Origin of the sequence: Bacillus sp. FSL R12-0074 (assembly GCF_038005725.1) — a bacterium.
GTDB lineage: Bacteria > Bacillota > Bacilli > Bacillales > Bacillaceae_G > Bacillus_A > Bacillus_A mycoides.
This window is the reverse complement of the sequence record NZ_JBBOTR010000001.1, coordinates 3,831,637-3,856,983: the sequence shown is the minus strand read 5'-3', so window position 1 is coordinate 3,856,983 and position 25,347 is coordinate 3,831,637. Positions and strand designations below refer to the sequence as shown.

Here is a 25,347-nt window from a genome sequence, read left to right as displayed (position 1 = left end):
GGTAAAATAGACAGGAAGTACCATACTTTTTTCTGTTATTTTAATTAAAAGGAGTCGCTTTATGAGAGAACCATTTAAATATGCGGACGGTATACTGTATTTACAAGCGTGGAAAGAACTTGGAAACATTACTGTTGGATTTACGACAAAAGATGGTGGAGTAAGTACAGGCTCCTTTCATGCGATGAATTTAGGATTACATGTGAATGATATCGTGGAGAATGTTCATGAAAACAGACGCATTTTAGCGAATAAGTTACAAAAACCATTAGAAAAATGGATTTGCTCTGAACAAGTTCATGACCATCATGTTGAGAAAGTAGGACTGCAAGAAAAAGGGAAAGGCGTTTATTCATATGAAGACGGTATTCCAAAAACGGATGGCATTTATACGACTAACAAAGATGTTCTCTTAACATCTTGTTACGCTGATTGTGTTCCGCTCTATTTTTATGCACCATCACATGATATGATAGGACTTGCGCATGCTGGGTGGAAAGGGACTGTAACAGAGATTGCGAAAGAAATGATTCAAAAGTGGAATGCAGAAGGTGTTTCAAGTGATGAAATTCATGTCGCAATTGGTCCTGCAATCGGATCATGTTGTTATGTTGTTGATGATCGTGTATTAACAGCAGCACAGCAAGTAGTAAACGGATCTGTTCCTCATAAAGTAATTTCTGATGGTCAGTATGCAATTAATTTAAAAGAAGTTAATCGTATATTATGTGTACAAGCAGGCATAAAAGAAGAACATATTGTAATGTCATCTCTTTGTACAAGCTGTGAAGAACAATTATTTTTCTCTCATCGTCGTGATCAAGGTAAGACGGGGAGAATGTTGAGTTTCATAGGTTTTAAGGAGGAGTGAAGTAAGTGACAGTGCAAGGGAATTTAGCAGATGTAAACGAAGTAATTAAAGAATCTTGTGTACGAGCTGGACGTTCGATGAAAGATATTAAGCTCGTTGCAGTTACAAAAACTGTAGGGATTGAAAAAACAAGCGAAGTAATTGAAACAGGAATTATTGATTTAGGTGAAAATAGAAATGAAGGTTTCTTACAAAAATACGAGCATTTCGGTTCAAAAGTGAATTGGCATTTTATTGGATCATTGCAAACGAGAAAAGTAAAAGAAATCATTAATGAGATTGATTACTTACATTCATTAGATCGTCTTTCGCTTGCAAAAGAAATTCAAAAACGTGCTGATAAGAAAGTTAAATGCTTTATTCAAGTGAAAACATCATCTGAAGAATCAAAGCAAGGATTGGCGATAGAAGAAACAATTTCTTTTATTCAAAGTTTGCAAGAATTGGATAAGATTGAAGTGGTAGGATTAATGACAATGGCTCCGTTTACAGGAGAAGAGGAAGAGATTCGTCGCTGCTTTAAGGAATTGCGCATGCTACAAACAGAGGTGCAGGAGCTAGAATTATTACATGCACCATGTAAAGAATTATCAATGGGAATGTCAAATGATTACACGATTGCAATTGAGGAAGGCGCTACATATATTCGTTTGGGAACGGTTTTAGTAGGAAAAGCGTAGGAGGAAGGAGAAAGTTATTATGAGTTGGTCAAAAGTAAAATACTTCTTTTTTGACACACCGGAAGAAAAAGAAGCAGCTCAATATAGTTATGAAAAGGAGCAAACAGACATGAAAAAGCAACAAGATCCCCCAGAACAACAAGATGTTCCGTTTGCGAAAGTGCAACCGAAGCAAAATGTAGTGAGTATTGAAACAGCGAAGCAATCTTCAAAAGTTGTTTTACTAGAACCACGTACATATTCGGAAGCGCAAGGCATTTCGGATCACTTAAAAGGTAGACGAGCTGTTGTAATTAATTTGCAAAGAATGTCTACAGATCAAGCTGTACGTATCGTTGACTTTTTAAGTGGTACTGTATACGCTTTAGGCGGGGATATTCAAAAAATAGGCCCGAAAACATTTATGTGTACACCTGAAAATGTTGATATCGTTGGTGCGATTTCAGAGTTATTCGGTGAAGAAGAAGAGACAAATATAAAGAGGTGGTAATACGCCATGACAACAGTTTTAACAGTGTTACTTACTGCTATCGAGATTTACTCGTGGGCACTAATTATTTACATTCTCCTATCATGGTTTCCTGGCGCAAAGGAATCAGCTTTTGGAGATTTTCTTGCGCGTATTTGCGAACCGTATTTAGAGCCGTTTAGGAGGTTTATTCCACCATTTGGTATGATTGATATTTCTCCACTTGTTGCTATTGTTGCCTTGAAACTTGCTAGAGGTGGTTTAGTGAGTTTATTCAACTATTTTTTATAGTGTGAGGTTAAATACATGAGCATCTATGAGCATTTTAGACCTGATGAAGAGGTCTTTGTGGATAAAGTATTAGAGTGGAAACAGGCTGCTGAGTACCATCAAGTCAAGTTAACAGATTTTCTTGATCCAAGACAGCAACAAATTGTTTCTATGGTAATAGGGCAAGGAGATGTAGCTGTACGGTTTGATGGTGCGATGCCTGAAGCCGAACGGAAAAGAGCACTAATTTATCCAGATTATCTAGAATTAAATGAAGAGGAATTTCAAGTAGAAGTATTAGAAATTGACTATCCTTCCAAGTTTTTTACGCTAGAACATAGGCAAATATTAGGTGCATTCATGTCGCTTGGTTTAACAAGGGAAAAATGTGGTGATATTTTGCTTCAAGAAGACCGTGCCCAAATTGCAGTTGCCAAAGAAGTTGTATCGTATATTGAAATGAACTTACAATCAGTAGGGAAAATGAAAGTCACACTCTCTCCTATACAAGTAGAGAAAATTTTGCGTGTAGGTGAAAAATGGGGAGAAAAATCTGGGACTGTTTCGTCACTTCGTCTAGATGTTTTATTAGCTGAAATGCTACATATATCTAGGCAGAAGGTACAGCCTCTTATAAAAGGTGGCTTAGTAAAAGTCAATTGGAAAACAGTAGAGCAAACTTCGTATGAATGTTTTCCGGGGGATGTTTTCTCGGTTAGAGGGTATGGACGAAGTAAATTATTTTCTGTAGAAGGTAAAACGAAGCGCGACAAATGGAGAGTTTTGTATGGTATACTAAAATGATTGGTTTTTTAGAAGGAAATTCTCTTATTTTGTCGAAGAAAAGATATAGTTGAAAGAGGAAATTTAGATAACTACTTGGAGGTGGCGTTGTGCCGTTAACACCATTAGATATTCATAACAAAGAATTTGGTCGCGGGTTTCGTGGCTACGATGAAGATCAAGTAAATGAGTTTCTTGATCAAATCATCAAAGATTATGAATTAGTCATTCGTGAGAAAAAAGCTTTAGAAGAAAAGGTTGCACAATTAGAAGGAAAGTTAGATCATTTTTCTAATATTGAAGATACGCTGAACAAATCTATCATTGTCGCACAAGAAGCTGCTGAAGAAGTGAAGCGTAATGCACAAAAAGAAGCAAAATTAATTGTACGTGAAGCAGAAAAAAATGCAGATCGTATCATTAATGAAGCGTTAGTGAAATCAAGAAAAGTTGCTTTTGATATTGAAGAGTTGAAGAAACAAGCGAAAGTATTCCGAACTCGTTTCCGTATGTTATTAGAAACACAACTTGAAATGTTAAACAACGATGATTGGGATAAACTAATTGAATTAGAAGACGAAGTGGACGAACTGTTGAAAAAAGAAGAAACAGTGTAAGCTTGACGTTTTTCTCATTATTACATATAATTTTAAACAGCATATTTATTAAGAAAAACGAAGATAGGGATAAGTACCTTTTTCATACCTTATATAGCGAACTGAGGATGGTGTAAGCTCAGGATAAGGAGATAATGGGAATATCACCCTGGAGTTCCGCGCTGAACAAATTTAGTAAGCGTAGGCGTATATTCGCGTTAAGAATATAAAGAGGACCTTATGCATTTGTATATGGTCTACTAGGGTGGTACCGCGGGAGACTTTCTCGTCCCTTTTTGGGGATGAGAGGTCTCTTTTTTATTCCCTTTTTTAAGGTCTGTCGTTTATATATTTAAGGAGGAATTGAGCATGGAGTACAAAAATACATTACTAATGCCAAAAACAGAATTCCCGATGCGTGGGAATTTACCGAAACGTGAGCCTGCAATGCAAGAAAAATGGGCTGAAATGAATATTTATGAAAAGGTACAAGAACATACGAAAGGCCGTCCTTTATTTGTACTACATGATGGACCTCCATATGCAAATGGTGACATCCATATGGGACACGCACTAAATAAAGTGTTAAAAGACTTTATTGTTCGTTTTAAATCAATGACTGGATACTGTGCACCATATGTACCAGGTTGGGATACACACGGTTTACCAATTGAGCAAGCTTTAACAAATAAAGGTGTAAAGCGTAAAGAAATGACAGTTGCTGAGTTCCGTAAGTTATGTGCAGAGTATGCATATGAGCAAGTGGAACGTCAACGTGAACAATTTAAGCGTTTAGGTGTACGTGCAGATTGGGATAATCCATATATTACTTTAGAGCCAGCTTATGAAGCACAACAAATTAAAGTGTTTGGTGACATGGCGAAAAAAGGTTATATCTATAAAGGACAAAAACCAGTTTACTGGTCTCCAACAAGTGAATCAGCTTTAGCAGAAGCTGAAATTGAATATCAAGATAAAAAATCAGCATCTATTTACGTAGCATTCCCTGTAAAAGATGGAAAGAACGTATTAGAAGGTGATGAGAAATACATTATTTGGACAACAACGCCTTGGACGTTACCTGCAAACTTAGGTATTTCTGTTCACCCAGAACTTGAATATGCTATTGTGAAAGTAAATGATGAGAAATATATCATCGCTTCTGAACTATTTGAGACAGTTGCAAAAACGTTAGAGTGGGAAAATGCTGAAGTTGTGAAAACGGTAAAAGGTAGCGAACTTGAGTATACAGTTGCAAAACATCCATTCTACGATCGTGACTCATTAGTTATGCTAGGAGAGCACGTAACAACAGATGCAGGTACAGGTTGTGTTCATACAGCACCAGGACACGGGGAAGATGACTTCGTTGTTGGTAAAAAGTATGGCTTAGAAGTACTTTGCCCAGTTGATGATAAAGGTGTATTAACAAATGAAGCACCTGGATTTGAAGGCTTATTCTATGATAAAGCTAACAAGCCAATTACGGAAAAATTAGAAGAAGTAGGCGCGTTACTGAAACTAACATTCATTACGCATTCATACCCACATGATTGGAGAACGAAAAAACCAATTATTTTCCGTGCGACAGCGCAGTGGTTTGCATCTATTGAAGCGTTCCGTAAAGAATTATTAGAAGCTGTTGCGGAAACAAAATGGGTACCAGCATGGGGAGAAACTCGTCTTCATAATATGGTTCGTGATCGTGGTGACTGGTGTATTTCTCGTCAGCGTGCATGGGGTGTGCCAATTCCTGTATTCTATGCAGAAAATGGTGATCCAATTATTACAGATGAAACAATTAATCATGTAGCAGATTTATTCCGTGAGCACGGTTCTAACGTATGGTTCGAGCGTGAAGCGAAAGATTTATTACCAGAAGGATTTACACATACAGGTAGCCCAAATGGTGAATTCCGTAAAGAAACAGACATCATGGATGTATGGTTCGATTCAGGTTCTTCTCACCAAGCGGTATTAGAAGAGCGCGAAGACTTACAACGTCCAGCTGATTTATATTTAGAAGGATCTGACCAGTATCGTGGTTGGTTTAACTCTTCATTATCAACAGCAGTTGCTGTAACTGGTAAAGCTCCGTATAAAGGCGTACTAAGCCATGGTTTCGTACTAGATGGTGACGGACGTAAAATGAGTAAGTCGATTGGAAACATCGTCGTACCGAAGAAAATTATGGATCAATTAGGCGGAGACATTTTACGCTTATGGGTATCTTCTGTTGACTATCAATCTGATGTACGTATTTCAGATGATATTTTAAAACAAGTAGCAGAAGTGTATCGTAAAATCCGTAACACATTCCGTTTCTTATTAGGAAACTTAGATGATTTTAATCCAAGTGAAAATACAGTAGCGGTAGCTGAACTTCGTGAAGTAGATCGTTACATGTTAGTGAAGTTAAATGACTTAATTACAAAAGTAAAAGATGCATATGAAACATATGACTTTGCTGCTGTATATCATGCAATTCACAACTTCTGTACAATTGATCTAAGTTCATTCTACTTAGACTTTGCAAAAGACATTTTATACATTGAAGGTGCAGATCACGCGGATCGTCGTGCAATTCAAACTGTATTATATGATGTTCTTGTTGCATTAACGAAACTTGTAACGCCAATCTTACCTCATACAGCTGATGAAGTATGGCCATATGTTCCTGGTGCAGAAGAAGAAAGCGTACAGTTAACTAATATGCCAGAAGCTACAGAAGTAGAGGGTTCAGAAGCGTTAAGAGCAAAATGGGATGCATTTATGACATTACGTGATGACGTTTTAAAAGCGTTAGAAGTAGCTCGTAATGAGAAAGTAATTGGTAAGTCATTAAATGCGAGCATTACGCTATATCCGACTGCAGAAATGAAGGCTATGTTAGAGTCTATTAGCGAAGACTTAAAGCAATTATTCATCGTCTCTGAGTATAAACTTGGTGGTACAATTGAAGAAGCGCCAACAGAAGCACCAAAGTATGAGCATACAGCTGTAGTTGTAGCACAGGCGACAGGTGAGACGTGTGAACGTTGTTGGGTTGTTTCAGAAACAATTGGTAAAGATGCAGAGCATGAAACATTATGTGAGCGTTGTGCAACGGTTGTTAAAGAAAATTATGTAAAATAATGAAAAAAAGCTGACTGCTCATAATAGCAGTCAGTTTTTTGTTGATGATATATCGAAATAACTTTCACTCTCTTTCCTATGAAGGAAAAATGTGTGTGAGGTAAGCGTGGAAATTTCGGACACACTAATTGTACATTGCAGCTGGGAGGAATGTACACGTGAATGAAATTTATATGGAAATAAAAGAAGAATTGCAATTGATGAGAAAAGAGTTGCAAGATAGATTGGCGAAAGAAGTAATGCACACATACTATATGGAATTTGGGCAAGAACTTGGATACGAAATAAAGGAAGAGACAAAGAAAAAATTGCTATTACATGATATAAAAGAGGATTTAAAAGATGTAGAACGTGCATTATTTAAAATGGAAATAGATATGTACGGTATTTGTGAAGAAACTGGAAGAGCGATTTCTACAAAACAAATGAAAACAATGCCGACTGCTCGTACTATTCATGAATTTTTCTGTGAAAAGGTAAATGTATGAATACGCACAACGATATTATGTTACCTTTTTTTAATTTATTTTATTCTTCTACAAAGGTTCATTGTGAAAAGGTAGCAGCTATGCTAAAATTTTGAGGTACACTGTCTTTGTGGGGGAAATGAAAATGATATATTATGTAATAGCGTTATTTGTCATTGCCATCGATCAAATATCGAAGTGGCTAATTGTAAAGAACATGGAATTGGGTACGAGCATTCCGATTATCGATAATGTATTATACATAACATCTCATCGAAATAGAGGAGCTGCCTGGGGTATTTTAGAAAATAAAATGTGGTTTTTCTACATTATTACAGTCATTTTCGTAGCATTTATCGTATTTTATATGAAAAAATATGCGAAAACGGACAAGCTTCTAGGTATTTCATTAGGTCTAATTTTAGGCGGAGCAATTGGCAATTTTATTGATCGTGTATTTAGACAAGAAGTAGTGGATTTCATTCACGTGTATATTTTCTCGTACAACTATCCGGTATTCAATATAGCTGACTCAGCATTATGTATTGGAGTTGTATTAATTATTATTCAAACAGTATTAGAAGGAAAGAAAGCGAAGGAGTAATTGAATGAGTGAAGTAGTACAAGTAACAGTTGCAGAAGAACAAAAAAGCGAGCGAATTGATAAATTCGTTGCAGAAATAAACAGTGAATGGTCACGTTCACAAGTGCAGCAATGGATTAAAGATGCTGTTGTTACAGTAAATGGAAAATCAGTTAAAGGGAATTATAAAGTAAAAGGAAATGATGAAATTACAGTAACAATTCCCGAGCCAGAAGAGTTAGATATTCAACCGGAAGATATGAATTTAGAAGTTTATTATGAAGATGCCGATGTACTAGTTGTAAATAAGCCGCGTGGCATGGTAGTACATCCAGCACCAGGGCATACGAAGGGTACGCTTGTAAACGGACTTATGCATCATTGTACAGACCTATCAGGTATTAACGGTGTAATGCGTCCTGGTATAGTACACCGTATTGATAAGGATACATCTGGATTATTAATGGTTGCTAAAAATGATATGGCGCATGAATCACTTGTAAATCAACTTGTAGCAAAAACGGTAACAAGACGTTATAAAGCGATTGTACATGGTGTAATTCCACATGATAAAGGAATAATTGACGCTCCAATTGGTCGTGATAAAAAAGAACGTCAAAGTATGACTGTTGATGAAAATGGTAAGAATGCAGTTACACATTTCCAAGTGTTAGAGCGATTTAAGGATTTCACACTTGTAGAATGCCGCTTAGAAACGGGACGTACACACCAAATTCGTGTTCATATGAAATATATTGGTTATCCACTTGCAGGGGATCCAAAGTATGGTCCGAAGAAAACATTAGATATGAATGGACAAGCACTTCATGCAGGGATTTTAGGTTTCGATCACCCTCGTACTGGTGAATATATTGAGTTTGAGGCACCGATTCCAGAAGTGTTTGAAGAAGCGCTAAATATTTTACGGAAATAGTATTGACAAATCATAAGAAAACTGAGATACTGACAACAGTTAAATAATGATCCTTTAACACAGCCCCGTGAGGTTGAGAAGGTAACGGTTTGAAATACTTAGGGTATGTTGTACCCTTTTTTCAAAAGTCCTCTCGCACACGCTGAGAGGACTTTTTTTATACCATTACTCTCACGCAAGAAAAAAACTTGGAGGTGTAGAGCATGCAAGAGAAAGCTGTCGTTTTAGATGACCAAATGATTCGCCGCGCTTTAACACGAATTAGTCATGAAATCGTGGAACGAAATAAAGGTGTCGATAATTGTGTTCTTGTCGGAATAAAAACACGTGGAATTTTTATTGCACAACGTTTGGCAGAACGAATTGGTCAAATTGAAGGAAAAGAGATGGAAGTAGGAGAGTTAGATATTACGTTGTATCGTGATGATTTAACACTACAATCGAAACATAAAGAACCACTTGTAAAAGGTTCTGATATTCCTGTAGATATTACGAAGAAAAAAGTTATCCTTGTGGATGATGTGTTATATACAGGAAGAACAGTTCGAGCAGCAATGGATGCTCTTATGGATTTAGGTAGACCATCACAAATCCAATTAGCTGTTCTTGTTGATAGAGGTCATCGTGAATTACCAATTCGCGCTGATTATGTAGGAAAGAACATTCCAACATCTAGTGAAGAGCGTATCGAAGTTGATTTGCAAGAGACAGATCAACAAGATCGAGTAAGCATATACGATAAGTAAAGCCCTTTTAAATGTAGTCCTGTGAGGCTGCCAAAGGGTCTTGGCTTTCATATGTCAAATTTGGCATACGAAAGTGTAGGACTCTTTGTGCACAGGCACAAAGAGTTTTTTTATTGCAAAAATCAAAACTGAAGGAGGATGTAACAATGGAGCAAAAGCCAGTGTTAGACATTCATGAAGTACCGAAACCGGGAAAATGGTTATTATTAAGTATACAACATTTGTTCGCGATGTTTGGATCAACAGTGCTTGTTCCGTTTTTAACAGGACTGAATCCATCAGTAGCTTTAATATCAAGTGGATTAGGAACGCTAGCGTTTCTTCTAATAACGAAAGGTCAAGTACCAGCATATTTAGGATCATCATTCGCCTTTATTGCACCAATTATTACAGCAAAAACAGCAGGTGGACCTGGAGCAGCGATGCTTGGAGGAATGCTTGCGGGACTTGTTTACATCTTAATCTCACTCGGAATTAAGAAATCTGGGTCAGAATGGATTATGAAATTACTTCCGCCAATCGTAGTTGGGCCAGTCGTAATGGTAATCGGTTTATCTTTAGCACATACAGCAGTGAACATGGCGATGAACGGTGCGGATGGTAAGTATAGCATTACACACTTTTCAGTAGCATTAGTAACATTAGCAATTACAATCATTTGCTCCATATTCGGGAGAGGATTTTTCAGTATCATACCAGTGCTACTTGGAATCATCGGCGGGTATATATTCGCTTACTTCCAAGGGCTAGTAGATTTAAAGCCAGTAGCTGAGGCAAAATGGTTTGTCATACCAGACTTCACAGTACCGTTTGTAACATATACTCCGGAGTTTTCATGGAAAATTGTACTCTTAATGGTGCCAGTTGCACTTGTAACAATTTCAGAACATATCGGACATCAAATTGTACTTGGAAATGTTATTAAAAGAGATTTAATTGAAAAACCAGGTTTACATCGTTCAATCTTCGGTGATGGGATAGCAACATTGATCGCATCACTAATAGGAGGACCACCGAATACAACGTACGGTGAAAACATCGGTGTGCTAGCAATTACGAGAGCATACAGTGTATACTTATTCATCGGTTCAGCAGTGTTCGCAATCATGTTTGGATTTATCGGGAAGATTTCAGCACTGATTCATTCGATTCCAACACCAGTTATGGGTGGTGTATCAATCTTACTCTTCGGTGTAATCGCATCAAGTGGTTTACGTATGATGGTAGACGATAAAACAGACTTAGGTGACAAACGAAACTTAATGATTGCATCAGTTATACTAGTAATCGGTATTGGCGGAGCGGTACTGCACGTAGGTGAATCGTTCCAAGTAGAAGGAATGGCGCTAGCAGCAATTGTAGGTGTACTATTAAATCTACTACTACCAGAGACAAAACAAACAAATAAAACAAAACAATCTAAGCAGATTGCTTCATAAAAATAACCTTTTAATTCAGTCCTGTGAGATAGAAAAGGGTGGCTACTTTAACGCACCCTAGTCTCAAAGACTAGGGTATTTTTATACAGTTATTGTTATATAAATTCAATGGTGTTATCATAAAAAACAGAAAGATGAGGGATGACGATGAGCCATTTGTTAACGATGAGTGAATTATCGGAACAAGAAATTTCAGAAATCCTAAAAGACGCAGAAGATTTCGCGAATGGAAAAGAGAGAAAAACGACAGAGCAAACATTTGTTGCGAACTTGTTCTTTGAGAATAGTACGAGGACGAGATTTAGCTTTGAAGTTGCTGAGAAGAGATTAGGACTTGAAGTATTAGACTTTTCCGCAGATGCATCTAGCGTACAAAAAGGAGAAACTTTATACGATACGATAAGAACACTAGAATCAATCGGAACAAAAGCGGTAGTCATCCGCCATGAGCAAGATCGTTACTTCGATGAATTAAAAGATCAGGTGAATATCCCAATCTTGAACGCTGGAGATGGATGTGGAAATCATCCAACGCAATGTCTACTCGATCTTCTAACAATTAAACAAGAGTTTGGAAGATTTGAAGGTTTGAAGATTGCAATAGTTGGGGATGTTCGTCATAGCCGAGTAGCACGTTCTAATGCAGAAGCATTAACGAAACTGGGCGCGACAATTTACTTTGCAAGCCCAGAAGAGTGGAAAGATGAAGAGAACACATTTGGAACGTACAAGAGTTTAGATGAACTTGTTCCAGAAGTGGATGTGATGATGTTACTTCGTGTACAACATGAGCGTCATGACCATTATGAAACAGACATTATGAAAGAGTATCACGAGCAACATGGGTTAACAGTTGAAAGAGAAAAACGTATGAAAGAAGGAAGCATTATTATGCATCCAGCCCCTGTAAACCGTGATGTTGAAATTGCGAGTGAACTTGTCGAGTGTGAACGCTCACGCATATTCAAGCAAATGGAAAACGGGGTCTACGTAAGAATGGCTGTACTAAAACGCGCATTACCAAATGTATTAGGAGGAATGAAACATGAATTATTTGTTTAAAAATGGTCGTTATATGAATGCAGAAGGAACAATCGTAGCAACAGATCTTCTCGTACAAGACGGTAAAATTGCGAAGGTAGCAGAAAATATTACGGCAGATAATGCTGAAGTAATCGATGTAAATGGAAAGTTAATCGCACCTGGATTAGTAGATGTACACGTTCATCTTCGTGAACCAGGTGGTGAACATAAAGAAACAATTGAAACAGGAACACTTGCAGCAGCAAAAGGTGGATTTACTACAATTTGCGCAATGCCAAACACACGCCCAGTACCAGATTGTAAAGAACATATGGAAGACCTGCAAAAGCGTATTAAAGAAAAAGCACATGTAAATGTATTACCATATGGAGCAATTACAGTACGTCAAGCAGGTTCTGAAATGACCGATTTTGAAACGTTAAAAGAACTTGGAGCGTTCGCTTTCACTGATGATGGCGTAGGCGTGCAAGATGCAAGCATGATGTTAGCTGCAATGAAGCGTGCATCGAAATTAAATATGGCAGTTGTTGCACACTGTGAAGAGAACACACTTATTAATAAAGGATGTGTACATGAAGGGAAGTTTTCTGAGAAACACGGATTAAACGGTATCCCATCAGTATGTGAATCCGTACATATTGCCCGGGACATCTTACTTGCGGAAGCTGCAAATTGTCACTACCACGTATGTCACGTAAGTACAAAAGGATCTGTACGTGTAATCCGTGACGCGAAACGTGCTGGAATTAAGGTGACAGCAGAAGTAACACCGCATCACTTAGTATTATGTGAAGATGATATCCCATCGGCTGATCCTAACTTTAAAATGAATCCACCGCTTCGAGGAAAAGAAGATCATGCAGCGTTAATTGAAGGACTATTAGATGGAACAATTGATATGATCGCAACTGACCATGCACCGCATACTGCAGAAGAGAAAGCGCAAGGGATTGAAAGAGCACCGTTCGGAATTACTGGTTTTGAAACAGCATTCCCGCTTTTATATACAAACCTTGTGAAAAAAGGAATCATTACATTAGAGCAACTGATTCAATTCTTAACAGAAAAACCGGCTGACACATTCGGTTTAGAAGCAGGGCGCCTAACAGAAGGTAGAAAAGCTGATATTACAATTATCGATTTAGAACAAGAAGAAGAAATTGATCCAACAACATTCTTATCAAAAGGAAAAAACACACCATTCGCAGGTTGGAAATGCCAAGGTTGGCCGGTTATGACAATCGTTGGTGGTAAGATCGCATGGCAAAAGGAGAGTGCATTAGTATGAAAAGACAACTTATCTTAGAAGATGGAACAGTATTAATTGGAAAAGGTTTCGGAGGAGAAATAGAAAAGTCAGGTGAGGTTGTATTTACAACTGGGATGACTGGATATCAAGAAACTTTATCTGATCCATCATACTGCGGTCAAATCGTAACATTTACGTATCCATTAATCGGAAACTACGGCATTAACCGTGATGATTTTGAATCAATTCACCCATCTGTAAATGGTTTAATCGTAAACGAAATTTGTGATCACCCATCAAACTTCCGTAATGAAATTTCGCTAAATGATTACTTGAAAGAAAGAAATATCCCAGGATTAGCAGGAATTGATACGAGAAAATTAACAAGAAAAATTCGTCAATATGGAACTTTACGTGGACGTCTTTGCAATATGGATGTGGATGTAGAGGACATCGTTAGCCAATTGAAAGCAACTGTCTTTACAGATCATGTGAAACGCGTATCAACAAAAGATCCATATCCAAGTCCAGGCCGTGGACACCGAGTTGTACTTGTAGACTTCGGAATGAAACATGGTATTTTACGAGAATTAAATAAGCGTGATTGTGATGTAATTGTTGTACCTTACAATACAACAGCAGAAGAAATTCTACGCCTTAGCCCAGATGGAATTATGTTAAGTAATGGACCTGGGGACCCAAAAGATGTACCAGAAGCAATTGAAATGTTAAAAGAAATTATTGGTAAAGTTCCTTTATTCGGGATTTGCCTAGGACATCAATTGTTCGCCCTGGCATCTGGTGCGAATACAAGTAAGTTAAAATTCGGTCACCGTGGTTTAAATCATCCAGTAAAAAATCTTGCAACTGGAAAAGTAGCAATTACATCTCAAAACCATGGTTACGCAGTAGAAGAAGAATCAGTTGGAAATACAGAACTGGAAATTACACATGTTGCTTTAAATGATGGAACAGTAGAAGGTCTTCGTCATACGAAGTTCCCAGCATTTACAGTGCAATACCATCCAGAAGCTTCTGCAGGACCAGAAGATGCAAATGATTTATTCGAAGATTTCTTAGCAATGATTGAAAACTTCAAGAAAGAAGGGGAAGAGTTATGCCAAAACGCCTAGACATTAACACAATTTTAGTAATCGGATCAGGACCAATTGTAATTGGGCAAGCAGCAGAGTTTGATTACTCTGGTACACAAGCTTGTCAATCTCTTAGAGAAGAAGGTTACAAAGTAATCCTTGTTAACTCTAACCCAGCAACAATTATGACAGATACTGCAACAGCAGATAAAGTATATATAGAACCATTAACATTAGAATTCGTAAGCCGTATCATTCGTAAAGAACGTCCAGATGCACTCCTACCAACATTAGGTGGTCAAACAGGCCTAAACATGGCTGTTGAACTTGCGAAATCAGGCATACTTGAAGAGTGCGGAGTTGAAATTTTAGGAACAAAATTATCAGCAATCGAGCAAGCCGAGGATCGTGATTTATTCCGTACATTAATGCAGGAATTAAATGAACCAATTCCATCTAGCACGATTATTCATACGCTGGAAGAAGCACATGAATTTGTAAAAGAAATTGGTTATCCAGTTATTGTTCGCCCAGCATTTACAATGGGGGGAACAGGTGGCGGAATCTGTAATAATGAAGAAGAACTAATTGAAATCGTATCAGGTGGATTAAAACATAGTCCAGTAACACAATGTTTATTAGAAAAGAGTATTGCCGGTTGTAAGGAAATTGAATATGAAGTAATGCGTGATTCGAATGATAACGCGATTGTAGTATGTAACATGGAAAATATCGATCCGGTTGGGGTTCACACAGGTGATTCTATCGTTGTAGCACCGAGCCAAACATTAAGTGACCGTGAGTATCAAATGTTACGAAACACTTCATTAAGAATTATTCGTGCATTAGGAATTGAAGGTGGATGTAACGTTCAGCTTGCACTTGATCCACATAGCTTCCAATACTATGTAATCGAAGTAAACCCGCGTGTGAGTCGTTCGTCTGCACTAGCATCTAAAGCAACTGGATATCCAATTGCGAAGTTAGCGGCGAAAATTGCAGTCGGTTTAACATTAGATGAAATTATAAACCCAGTAACACAAAAAACATACGCTTGCTTCGAGCCAGCATTAGACTATGTTGTTTCAAAAATTCCACGTTGGCCATTTGATAAGTTTGAATCAGCAAACAGAACACTTGGTACACAAATGAAGGCAACTGGTGAAGTTATGTCAATCGGACGTAACTTAGAACAATCATTATTAAAAGCGATCCGTTCTTTAGAGCTTGGCGTTTATCACCTAGAGTTAGACCACTTAAAAGAGCTTGATAAAGAAACGATGAAAAAGCGTATTATAAAAGCTGATGACGAGCGTCTGTTCGTTGTAGCAGAAGCGATCCGTCAAGGTGTAACGAAAGAAGAAATCAACGAATGGTGTGAAATGGACTTCTTCTTCTTACAAAAAGTTGAAAATATCGTAAACATGGAACGCGAAGTAAAAGCGAATGTAGGAAATATGGAAGTGTTACAATCTGCGAAAGAAATGGGCTTCAGTGACCATTACATCGCCAATGCTTGGAACAAAACAGAGCGTGAAATTTACGATATGCGTAAAGAAAGCAATATGACTCCTGTTTATAAGATGGTAGATACTTGTGCGGCAGAGTTTGAATCTGCAACACCATACTACTACAGCACATATGGTGACGAGAATGAATCGATTGTAACAGATCGTAAGAGTGTAGTTGTACTAGGATCTGGTCCAATCCGTATTGGTCAAGGTGTTGAGTTTGATTATGCAACAGTTCACTCTGTATGGGCAATAAAAGAAGCTGGATATGAGGCAATCATTGTTAATAACAACCCAGAAACAGTTTCAACAGACTTCAGTATTTCTGACAAATTATACTTTGAACCATTAACAATCGAAGATGTAATGCACATTATCGATTTAGAAAAGCCAGAAGGTGTTATCGTCCAATTCGGTGGACAAACGGCAATTAACTTAGCGGCTAAATTAGAAGCACACGGTGTAAAAATCTTAGGAACATCACTTGAAGATTTAGACCGTGCAGAAGATCGTGATAAGTTTGAAGCAGCTTTAACAAAGCTTGGTATCCCGCAACCAGTTGGTAAAACAGCAACGACTGTAGAGCAAGCAGTAGCGATCGCTGACAAAATTGGTTACCCAGTATTAGTAAGACCATCTTACGTACTAGGTGGACGTGCGATGGAAATCGTATATCGTCAAGAAGAATTACTGCACTACATGAAAAATGCGGTTAAAGTTCACGCAGATCACCCAGTATTAATCGACCGTTATATGGTTGGTAAAGAAATTGAAGTAGATGCAATTTCAGACGGTGAGAATGTATTCATTCCAGGTATTATGGAACATATCGAACGCGCTGGAGTTCACTCTGGGGATTCAATTGGAGTATATCCACCACAGAGCTTATCTGAAAAACTAAAAGAACAAATTATTGAACATACAATTGGGCTTGGAAAAGGTTTAAACATTGTTGGATTACTAAACATTCAGTTTGTAGTATTCAAAGATGAAGTGTATGTAATTGAAGTAAATCCACGTGCGAGCCGTACAGTACCATTCTTAAGTAAAATTACAGGCGTACCGATGGCAAATATCGCAACGAAAGTTATTTTAGGTCAAAACCTTGTAGAACAAGGATATGGAACTGGCTATCACCCAGAAGAGAAGGAAGTGTATGTAAAAGCACCGGTATTCTCATTTGCGAAACTACGCTCAGTTGATACAACATTAGGGCCTGAAATGAAATCAACAGGGGAAGTAATGGGTAAAGATTTAACGCTTGAAAAAGCATTATATAAAGGACTTGTTGCTTCAGGAATTAACATTCCAACGCACGGATCAGTAATCATCACTGTAGCGGATAAAGATAAAGAAGAAGCGCTGGAAATTGCAAAACGCTTCCATGAAATCGGCTATAACTTATTAGCAACAGCAGGAACAGCACAATCGCTAACAGAACAAAACATTCCGGTGCAAGTTGTAAACAAAATTGATTCTGAAGACTACAACTTACTTGATATTATCCGTCAAGGGAAAGCGCAGTTTGTAATCAATACATTAACAAAAGGAAAACAACCAGCGCGTGATGGTTTCCGCATTCGCCGTGAATCAGTAGAAAATGGTGTGGCTTGCTTAACATCACTTGATACAACGAGAGCAATCTTGAGAGTATTAGAATCTATGACATTCTCAGCTCATTCAATGAAAGAAATTACGCAAACGAAGCGTCACGAGGTGGTACATGCATGATGCAAAAGCAAAATATGATCGTCGTTAACCAAAAAGAAATCGCAAAAAACATTTACGAATTAGTGCTTCAAGGGGATTTAGTGCAGCAAATGAACGATCCAGGGCAGTTTGTACACATTAAGGTAGCAGAGGGCATTACGCCCCTTCTGCGCCGCCCAATTAGTATTTGTAATGTCGATCAAGACAAGAACGAATTTACAATGCTATATCGTGCGGAAGGACAAGGGACAAAAACATTAGCGAAAAGAAAACAAGGTGAACTTGTAGATGTGTTAGGACCACTTGGTCATGGATTTCCTGTAGAAGAAGCGGAATCTGGACAAACGGCTCTATTAGTTGGTGGGGGAATTGGTGTACCACCACTATATGAATTGTCACAGCGTCTTGTAGCAAAAGGAGTACGCGTTATTCACATCTTAGGTTTCCAAACGAAAGATGTTGTCTTCTATGAAGAGAAATTCGCAGAACTTGGTGATACGTATGTTGCAACAGTTGATGGTACACATGGTACAAAAGGGTTTGTAACAGATGTAATCGATAGCTATGGAATTGACTTTGACATTCTCTACTCATGTGGACCTTTAGCGATGCTTCGTGCATTAGAAGGACGCTATAAGGAGAGAAAAGCCTACATTTCATTAGAAGAACGTATGGGCTGTGGTATCGGAGCATGTTTCGCATGTGTATGCCATTTGCAAGCAGATCCGAGTGGGCATTCTTACAAGAAGGTGTGTAGCGACGGACCAGTATTTCCAATCGGGGAGGTTGTACTATGAACAGATTGCAAGTTGAATTACCAGGGTTATCATTAAAAAATCCAATCATCCCAGCATCTGGTTGCTTCGGATTTGGTCGTGAGTATGCACAGTTCTATGATTTAAGTGTACTTGGATCAATTATGATTAAAGCGACAACAGAACAACCTCGTTATGGAAACCCAACGCCTCGTGTTGCTGAAACACCAGGCGGAATGCTAAATGCAATCGGGCTTCAAAATCCTGGATTAGAAAAGGTAATGAATTCTGAATTACCTTTTCTCGAGCAATTTGATCTTCCGATTATTGCAAACGTTGCGGGTTCACAAGCTGAGGATTACGTAGCGGTTGCGAAGGCGATTTCAAAGGCACCTAATGTTCATGCGCTAGAATTAAATATTTCTTGTCCAAACGTAAAAACGGGTGGTATCGCTTTTGGTACAAATCCTGAAATTGCTGCTGATTTAACGAAGCGAGTAAAAGAGGTTTCTGAAGTACCGGTATATGTGAAATTGTCACCGAACGTGGCAAACATTGTGGAAATTGCAAAAGCAATTGAAAATGCGGGTGCGGACGGTTTAACGATGATTAATACATTGCTTGGTATGCGTCTAGATTTAAAAACTGCAAAACCAATTTTAGCAAACCGTACGGGCGGACTATCAGGGCCTGCGATTAAGCCAGTAGCAATTCGTATGGTACATGAAGTAAGTCAAGCGGTTAACATTCCGATCATTGGAATGGGTGGTATTGAAACAGCGGAAGATGTAATTGAATTCTTCTATGCGGGCGCAAGCGCGGTCGCAGTTGGAACGGCGAACTTTATCGATCCGTTCGTATGTCCGACAATTATTGAAGAATTACCAGCATTACTAGATGAATTAGGATTTGATCATATTTCGGAATGTCAAGGAAGGAGCTGGAAGCAAACATGTCACAGTCGTTAATCGTTGCACTAGATTTTCCAGGGAAACAAGAGGTAGAACAATTCTTACACTACTTTGAAGGGGAAGAGTTATTTGTCAAAGTTGGTATGGAGTTGTTTTACAAAGAAGGTCCTGCAATTATTACGTACTTAAAAGAAAAAGGACATAAAATCTTCCTAGATTTAAAACTTCATGATATTCCGAATACGGTAAAAAGCGCTATGCGTAGCCTAGCTAGTCTAGATGTAGATATGGTAAATGTTCATGCTGCTGGGGGAAGCAGTATGATGAAAGCTGCGATTGAGGGATTAGAGGAAGGTAAGCAAGAAGGAAAAGAGAGACCGATTTGTATTGCAGTTACACAATTAACAAGCACTTCGGAAGCTATGATGAAAAAAGAGATTGGCATTGAGAAAACGTTAGAAGAAGCGGTTGCTCATTATGCAAAATTAACGAAAGAAAGTGGACTTGATGGAGTTGTTTGTTCAACACTTGAAGTACCAAAATTACGTGAAGTATGCGGAAATGAATTTGTAACAGTAACACCGGGGATTCGTCTTGCAAGCGATGATGTAAATGACCAAGTGCGCGTAGCAACACCGAAACGTGCGAGGGAACTTGGTTCAAGCTACATCGTAGTTGGACGTAGTATTACAAAAGCAGAAAATCCGCTTGAAGCGTATAAAACAGTAAAACAACAGTGGGAAGGTGTAACAGTATGAAAAAAGAAATCGCATCGCATTTATTAGAAATTGGAGCATTATTTTTACAACCGAATGACCCATTTACTTGGTCTTCTGGTATAAAATCACCAATTTATTGTGATAATCGTTTAACTTTATCTTATCCAAAAGTACGCCAAGCGATTGCAGCTGGATTAGAAGAGTTAATTAAAGAGCACTTCTCAACTGTAGAAGTTATTGCAGGAACAGCAACTGCTGGTATTGCGCACGCTGCATGGGTAAGCGATCGTATGGATTTACCAATGTGCTACGTGCGTAGTAAAGCAAAAGGTCACGGTAAAGGGAACCAAATCGAAGGAAAAGCTGAAAAAGGTCAAAAAGTAGTAGTAGTAGAAGACTTAATTTCAACTGGCGGTAGTGCAATTACATGTGTAGAAGCACTTCGCGAAGCTGGCTGTGAAGTATTAGGAATCGTATCAATCTTCACATACGAGCTTGAGTCAGGAAAAGAGAAACTAGAAGCAGCAAACGTAGCATCATATTCTTTAAGTGATTACAGTGCATTAACTGAAGTTGCAGCAGAAAAAGGTATGATCGGACAAGCTGAAACGAAAAAATTACAAGAGTGGCGTAAAAATCCAGCAAATGAAGCTTGGATTACAGCGTAACACGAAAAAAGACGACCGCGGGGGAACGTGGTCGTCTTTTTTATATCATTGCTAAAATTTTATGTAAAGTTCCATCGATATCAAAGAAAATCATAGTACAATCTCCTCACTAATAACTACTTATTGTTTTCTGCAACTTCATATCCTCTCACAAACAATAGAGTCATATAAGAAATAATAAATGAGAAGATACTATACATACCGACCCAAAAGAAAAACTTTGGAGGGAAGGCGATAGCACCTACTATTAAAAAACTAGCAAACGTTACAATTGGCATTACATAGTACGTTCTCGTTCTACGTGTTCCAATAACAGAAACGATAAAGATAAGTAATGGACAAATTAATAAGACAAAAATCAATTCATTCATAGTTATGTCCCCTTTTCTAATTGAAGTAATCTGTTTCTCGTAAACGTTTTGAAATAAATACTCTCCTAATATAACTTCGCTAACATATACATAATCCCTTTTGAAAGTCAGTAATAAATGATTGATTTCACAATAAAAAACGTAAGCAAGAGAATACTTGCTTACGCTATAGAATAAACATCGCAACGATCGTGGTGACGATTAAGCCAATCACAACTGGTAAAAAGTTTCGGCGTGCAAGTTCAAACGGATCTACTTTGCATATGGCAGCGGCAGGAATAAGCGCCCAAGGAATTAAAGTGCCACCACCGGTCCAGATTGCTGCAATTTGCCCGAGTGCTGTTAATGTAGCGGTTCCATGCCCAAGTGCTGTTCCGAAAAGGTTTGCAATCGAACCAGCAAGTGATATACCGGAAAAACCAGATCCATCTAAGCCTGTTATGACACCAACAATAGTTAATGTTCCTGCCGATACATATTGATTTAAAGGTACAGTTTGGGATAAGGCGATTCCTAAGTCGTTAATGATTCCATGTGAACCTTTCGGTAAATAGTCTCCGATAATTTTTATAAAGCCGCTATCTCCTAAATAAAAGAGTGCAGCAATTGGGATAACTGGACCAAAGATTTTAAATCCAAATTGGAGCCCTTCTATAAAATAATCGGTCGTTTTATTCAGTCCATTACCTTTGTAGGCGATGAGAGAAATGATGATAATCATAATAACAGTCGTCCCGCCGATAAGTGCAGTTGCATTGCTTCCTTGTAGTTTAAATTGAATCATGCAAAGAATATCTATGGCATATACGATCGGAATACAAATAGCGAGCCATTTTTTTGTCTGAGGGGATAATGAAGTGAGCGTTTTAGAAGACTCAGTTGATGGAATAGATTCTTGTATAGATAAGCCTGTATGAAATTCTTTTCGTAAGAAGAAAAATGCGACGGAAGTTGTCACAATACCCATAACAATAACGAGGGGAACACTGGCTGAAACAACGCTGGAAACAGGAAGACCAGCAGCGTCTGCAGTTAATTTCGGTGCACCTTGAATTACGAAGTCACCAGATAGGGCGATGCCGTGTCCGAATAAGTTCATAGCAATGGCAACACCAATTGGCGGAAGGCCAACGCGTACAGCGACTGGTAATAAAATAGCCCCCATTAAGGCGACAGCTGGAGAAGGCCAAAAGAAAAAGGAAATTGTCATCATTAAAAGACCGATAATCCAGTAGGCATGTGCAGGTGTACGAATCATCTTTGTAAATGGCGAAATCATCGTATCATTTATGCCGGTATGAACGAGTAGGTTGCTCATTGATACGATAATGGAGATGATTAATATAGTTGGTAATAGTTCGGTAATGGCGTAAATGAAACTTTGAAAGATACCACTAATGGCAAGAGGGATAGAACTTGTAGCGGTTAATGCTAATAAAAAGATAAAAACGATACAAATGATCGTCGTATCTTTTCTAAAAATAAAAAAGGTAATAATAGTGAGTAAACAAAGAATATAGAGAGCATGTAAAAGCGTTAATTCAACTCCCATAACATTCACATCCTTTAGGCATTCGTGTAGTTCATTGTATGGAAGCAGTGAAAGTATGTGAGTATAAGAAAAAGAAAAAAAGTGAAATTTCATGTACTGTAATGGTAAGAATAATAAATGGATGTTACAATACAATTAATCCTAAAAATGGAATTAAAGGAGGACTTATGCGCAAAGAAATTGGATTTTGGGGATTTATCATATCTTGTAGTCTATTAATCATTTTAAATCTGCTTACAAACAATGAATGGATAAGTATCATACCTGTTCTCGGGTTTGTTTTTATACTGTTATATCGTTGGGATGACATGAAACAACATGGTAAGAAAAGTATTGGAATTATGATAGGTATCATTGTTGTTTGTTCATTTGTCGTAGGGGTTATTTTAATAGAGGGCCAAAAGCAAATGGAGAAAATGTCTATTTTTCAAGATTGGATGTCTTCTGCGAAAGGTCTTTATCTTGTAATTGTAGTCGTTATTTTTCTAAGAGTCATGATAAGAATAGCAAGTTACATATTAAAGGAGAAGTAGAATGGGGGAGTACGAATGAGAGAGAAAATAGGGTATTATGGTGTGCTCGGTTGTTTAATATTATCAGTTATTTCGGGGCAATTTCTTAAAAGTGAATGGGTACCAGTAATATTATGTATAGGAGTATTGATTTTTGCTCCTATGTATCGCTGGGATGAATGGAAAGCATATAGTCGAAAAAAGAAAATTGTTTTCAGCATCGAGTTTGTCATTATAATTAGCACGATTCCGTTTTTGTTATTGAAAGGAAATGAGGTAATAGATGGAATTGTAATGTTTCAAGGGTGGTATTTTCTTACTTTACTGAATGAGCTTTTTGCATCTTTTTAATTAAACGAATTTGTCCGCGATGGTTGATCTCATCTTCAAATACGTGAAACCATTTAAAGTAGTTATTTGCTGGTTTGTCATGCCAAAAGTCGGTCGTTTTAAATAGCCATTCGTCAGGTAAAGACTGAAATGTTTCGATCGTTTTAGAGCGCACTTCTTGTAACGTATTTATGTAAAATTCTATTGAGTTGCCTTTTATTTTCTCGCGTCCAAGATTTCCTAACTCAACAGCAGGTAACCAACGTTCTAATTCAGCATCTGTTGGTTCACGATCTTCAAAAGTATGAATTTGGTAGTAAAATTCAATAGCAGCCATATGGTACAAAAGCATACCAATTGAATTTGCTTCATCATCATATAAATAATCAAGTTCTTCAATTGTTAAGCCTTCGACAGCCTGCATTGTTGTATAGCGAGCGTAATTCATCATGGAAACAAGTTTTGAAAACTCAATTTGTAAACCATCTACCTTATCGATTACAAAGTTCAATTAAAATTCCCCCTCTTTAAACAATTACTCCAGAGAAGGAATTTTATGTGTAAAGAAAAAACTCCTGTTAAAAAGTTCATGATTTTTAACAGGGAATGACAATTAGTTCCCGATTTGCCTTTGTAATAACCTCATAGCCCTCTTTTGTGATGACAATATCATCTTCAATTCTACACCCGCCCCAGTTTGGTATATAAATACCTGGTTCAACTGTAACAACCATACCTTCTTCTAAAGTAGCCTTACTTTCTTGGGATAGACGGAGAGGTTCATGAATTTCTAACCCAAGCCCATGACCAGTAGAGTGGCCGAAATATTGACCGTATCCATGTTCTGTAATGTAATCTCTCGTTATATCATCGATACTTTTCGCAGTTTCTCCAGGTTTAATGGCTGCAGTTCCACGCTTTAATGCTTCTAATACAACATTATATATTTTTTTGAATTCTTCCGATGGTTCGCCAATCGCTACAGTACGTGTTAAATCGGAACAATACCCGTTATAAAGTGCACCGAAATCTAAGGTAACGATATCGCCGTGCTCGATTATTTTATTCGATGCAACGCCATGAGGAAGTGAAGAGCGAACGCCAGAAGCTACAATAATTTGAAATGATGAGGATGTAGCCCCTTTCTTTCGCATGAAAAATTCTAATTCATCTCGGACATCAGTCTCACTTATTCCTGGCTTTAGAAACGTAAGGATGTGGTGAAATGATTCGTCAGCAATATTAGCCGCAATTTTCATTGTTTCTATTTCAGGTGTGTCTTTAATAATGCGAATATCTTCGATGATTTCGCACACTTGCACCATTTCCGCATGTATGTATTTTTGTAAGTTTTTATATTGTTGTAATGTCATGTTATTTTCTTCAATTCCAAGTTTTTGAATGTTTAATTTCGATACTTGATTTGCGATTTCTTTTTCTAGATTTCCTTTATGCATAATAATTTTAGCTTCTTTTATTTGTGATTTCGCTTGATCTACATAGCGAAAATCAGTTATAAAAACCGCTTTATCCGCAGAGATTAAGACGACGCCAGCGCTGCCTGTAAAGCCTGTTGCATATTGGCGATTTTCTTTTTTTGTAATAAGTAATCCGTCAATTTCATATTTTTGTAGTTGATTTTGGATTTTATTAATTCTTAAAGTCATGTTAATTTCCCCCTTTTCACAGTATTGAATAAAGCAAATAGCGTGCCAAAAGTTAACTTTAGAGAAAGGATAGTGGGGAATATATATAAGGGAAGGTAAAGTAAAGTTCTTTCCGCTATTTGTGGGAAGGACTATTTGAAAACTACGGATTGCTTCAAAATATTAGTGAGCAAATGAAAAGAACATCGAATCGATTTTTTTACACACTGTAAAAAATTTTATACAAATACGAGAAAATAATGTCAAATTTTTTTGGAATATCGAAGTTAGGAAAGAAAAGG

General features: G+C 37.7%; 25 protein-coding genes, 1 pseudogene and 1 other annotated feature. Of the genes and pseudogenes, 22 read left to right on the top strand and 4 right to left on the bottom strand.

Going from position 1 to position 25,347, the window contains the following annotated elements:
* Positions 1-61 precede the first annotated feature (61 nt).
* The 20 genes from pgeF to pyrE all read left to right on the top strand — a co-directional run bounded on the left by pgeF (position 62) and on the right by pyrE (position 20,634).
* Complete coding sequence (gene pgeF, locus NSS97_RS19890) at positions 62-871, top strand: peptidoglycan editing factor PgeF (protein WP_002128855.1); 810 nt, start codon at positions 62-64, stop codon at positions 869-871.
* Positions 872-876: 5 nt separating this feature from the next.
* On the top strand, positions 877-1,551 hold the full coding sequence (locus tag NSS97_RS19885; protein WP_002033757.1) for a YggS family pyridoxal phosphate-dependent enzyme: 675 nt from the start codon (positions 877-879) through the stop codon (positions 1,549-1,551).
* A 19-nt stretch (positions 1,552-1,570) separates the two neighbouring features.
* Positions 1,571-2,041, top strand: a complete 471-nt coding sequence (locus NSS97_RS19880) for a cell division protein SepF (protein WP_328010498.1) — start codon at positions 1,571-1,573, stop codon at positions 2,039-2,041.
* A 6-nt stretch (positions 2,042-2,047) separates the two neighbouring features.
* A complete protein-coding gene (locus NSS97_RS19875) occupies positions 2,048-2,311 on the top strand; it encodes a YggT family protein (RefSeq protein ID WP_002014720.1) in 264 nt (87 codons plus the stop codon).
* A 15-nt stretch (positions 2,312-2,326) separates the two neighbouring features.
* On the top strand, positions 2,327-3,094 hold the full coding sequence (locus NSS97_RS19870) for a YlmH/Sll1252 family protein (RefSeq protein ID WP_107886418.1): 768 nt from the start codon (positions 2,327-2,329) through the stop codon (positions 3,092-3,094).
* 89 nt (positions 3,095-3,183) lie between these two features.
* Positions 3,184-3,690: a septum site-determining protein DivIVA gene (gene divIVA / locus NSS97_RS19865; protein ID WP_001131609.1), complete on the top strand. Its 507-nt coding sequence runs from the start codon at positions 3,184-3,186 to the stop codon at positions 3,688-3,690.
* Between the two features lie 51 nt (positions 3,691-3,741).
* Positions 3,742-3,966 (top strand) — a binding site (T-box leader).
* Positions 3,967-4,038: 72 nt separating this feature from the next.
* Positions 4,039-6,804 (top strand): isoleucine--tRNA ligase, encoded by a 2,766-nt coding sequence (gene ileS2 / locus NSS97_RS19860; protein ID WP_002066877.1) that lies wholly within the window; start codon positions 4,039-4,041, stop codon positions 6,802-6,804.
* A 158-nt stretch (positions 6,805-6,962) separates the two neighbouring features.
* Positions 6,963-7,292, top strand: a complete 330-nt coding sequence (locus NSS97_RS19855) for a molecular chaperone DnaK (protein ID WP_044442869.1) — start codon at positions 6,963-6,965, stop codon at positions 7,290-7,292.
* Between the two features lie 124 nt (positions 7,293-7,416).
* Complete coding sequence (gene lspA, locus NSS97_RS19850) at positions 7,417-7,875, top strand: lipoprotein signal peptidase LspA (RefSeq protein ID WP_002128849.1); 459 nt, start codon at positions 7,417-7,419, stop codon at positions 7,873-7,875.
* A 4-nt stretch (positions 7,876-7,879) separates the two neighbouring features.
* Positions 7,880-8,788: an RluA family pseudouridine synthase gene (locus NSS97_RS19845; RefSeq protein WP_002033761.1), complete on the top strand. Its 909-nt coding sequence runs from the start codon at positions 7,880-7,882 to the stop codon at positions 8,786-8,788.
* A gap of 203 nt (positions 8,789-8,991) precedes the next feature.
* On the top strand, positions 8,992-9,534 hold the full coding sequence (gene pyrR / locus NSS97_RS19840; protein WP_001156489.1) for a bifunctional pyrimidine operon transcriptional regulator/uracil phosphoribosyltransferase: 543 nt from the start codon (positions 8,992-8,994) through the stop codon (positions 9,532-9,534).
* A 146-nt stretch (positions 9,535-9,680) separates the two neighbouring features.
* On the top strand, positions 9,681-10,973 hold the full coding sequence (uraA, locus tag NSS97_RS19835) for a uracil permease (protein WP_002014712.1): 1,293 nt from the start codon (positions 9,681-9,683) through the stop codon (positions 10,971-10,973).
* Between the two features lie 147 nt (positions 10,974-11,120).
* A complete protein-coding gene (gene pyrB / locus NSS97_RS19830; protein WP_002128846.1) occupies positions 11,121-12,035 on the top strand; it encodes an aspartate carbamoyltransferase in 915 nt (304 codons plus the stop codon).
* Positions 12,019-13,305 (top strand): dihydroorotase, encoded by a 1,287-nt coding sequence (pyrC, locus tag NSS97_RS19825; protein WP_002165153.1) that lies wholly within the window; start codon positions 12,019-12,021, stop codon positions 13,303-13,305. The genes pyrB and pyrC overlap by 17 nt, the downstream gene beginning before the upstream one ends.
* On the top strand, positions 13,302-14,399 hold the full coding sequence (locus tag NSS97_RS19820; RefSeq protein ID WP_002111416.1) for a carbamoyl phosphate synthase small subunit: 1,098 nt from the start codon (positions 13,302-13,304) through the stop codon (positions 14,397-14,399). The genes pyrC and NSS97_RS19820 overlap by 4 nt, the downstream gene beginning before the upstream one ends.
* Entirely contained in the window at positions 14,384-17,602 is a 3,219-nt protein-coding gene (gene carB / locus NSS97_RS19815) for a carbamoyl-phosphate synthase large subunit (protein WP_002165154.1), read from the top strand. Before NSS97_RS19820 ends, carB begins: the two co-directional genes overlap by 16 nt.
* Positions 17,599-18,378 (top strand): dihydroorotate oxidase B electron transfer subunit, encoded by a 780-nt coding sequence (gene pyrK / locus NSS97_RS19810; protein WP_002088239.1) that lies wholly within the window; start codon positions 17,599-17,601, stop codon positions 18,376-18,378. The genes carB and pyrK overlap by 4 nt, the downstream gene beginning before the upstream one ends.
* The gene (gene pyrD / locus NSS97_RS19805) at positions 18,375-19,304 is read left to right on the top strand and encodes a dihydroorotate oxidase B catalytic subunit (protein WP_002088238.1); all 930 of its coding nucleotides are present in this window, start codon (positions 18,375-18,377) and stop codon (positions 19,302-19,304) included. The genes pyrK and pyrD overlap by 4 nt, the downstream gene beginning before the upstream one ends.
* Complete coding sequence (pyrF, locus tag NSS97_RS19800; protein WP_107886419.1) at positions 19,289-20,005, top strand: orotidine-5'-phosphate decarboxylase; 717 nt, start codon at positions 19,289-19,291, stop codon at positions 20,003-20,005. Before pyrD ends, pyrF begins: the two co-directional genes overlap by 16 nt.
* A complete protein-coding gene (gene pyrE, locus NSS97_RS19795) occupies positions 20,002-20,634 on the top strand; it encodes an orotate phosphoribosyltransferase (RefSeq protein ID WP_107886420.1) in 633 nt (210 codons plus the stop codon). Before pyrF ends, pyrE begins: the two co-directional genes overlap by 4 nt.
* Before the next feature lie 116 nt (positions 20,635-20,750).
* Here pyrE and NSS97_RS19790 read toward each other — a convergent pair whose 3' ends face one another.
* Positions 20,751-21,005 (bottom strand): YbeF family protein, encoded by a 255-nt coding sequence (locus NSS97_RS19790; RefSeq protein WP_002033769.1) that lies wholly within the window; start codon positions 21,003-21,005, stop codon positions 20,751-20,753.
* A gap of 166 nt (positions 21,006-21,171) precedes the next feature.
* Positions 21,172-22,557 carry a membrane protein gene (locus NSS97_RS19785; protein WP_044442873.1) on the bottom strand — a complete coding sequence of 462 codons (1,386 nt, stop codon included), beginning with the start codon at positions 22,555-22,557 and terminating at the stop codon, positions 21,172-21,174.
* 101 nt (positions 22,558-22,658) lie between these two features.
* Here NSS97_RS19785 and NSS97_RS19780 point away from each other — a divergent pair, with 101 nt between their 5' ends.
* Positions 22,659-23,090 (top strand): YoqO family protein, encoded by a 432-nt coding sequence (locus tag NSS97_RS19780; protein ID WP_341114666.1) that lies wholly within the window; start codon positions 22,659-22,661, stop codon positions 23,088-23,090.
* Positions 23,091-23,105: 15 nt separating this feature from the next.
* Positions 23,106-23,387 (top strand): annotated as a pseudogene (locus tag NSS97_RS19775) (YoqO family protein); the annotation flags it as partial.
* Here the strand turns inward: NSS97_RS19775 and NSS97_RS19770 are convergent.
* Both NSS97_RS19770 and NSS97_RS19765 read right to left on the bottom strand, forming a co-directional pair.
* A complete protein-coding gene (locus tag NSS97_RS19770; protein ID WP_107886422.1) occupies positions 23,386-23,910 on the bottom strand; it encodes a mycothiol transferase in 525 nt (174 codons plus the stop codon). The pseudogene NSS97_RS19775 and the gene NSS97_RS19770 overlap by 2 nt on opposite strands.
* Positions 23,911-23,995: 85 nt before the next feature.
* Positions 23,996-25,066, bottom strand: a complete 1,071-nt coding sequence (locus tag NSS97_RS19765) for a M24 family metallopeptidase (protein ID WP_044442879.1) — start codon at positions 25,064-25,066, stop codon at positions 23,996-23,998.
* Positions 25,067-25,347 lie beyond the last annotated feature (281 nt).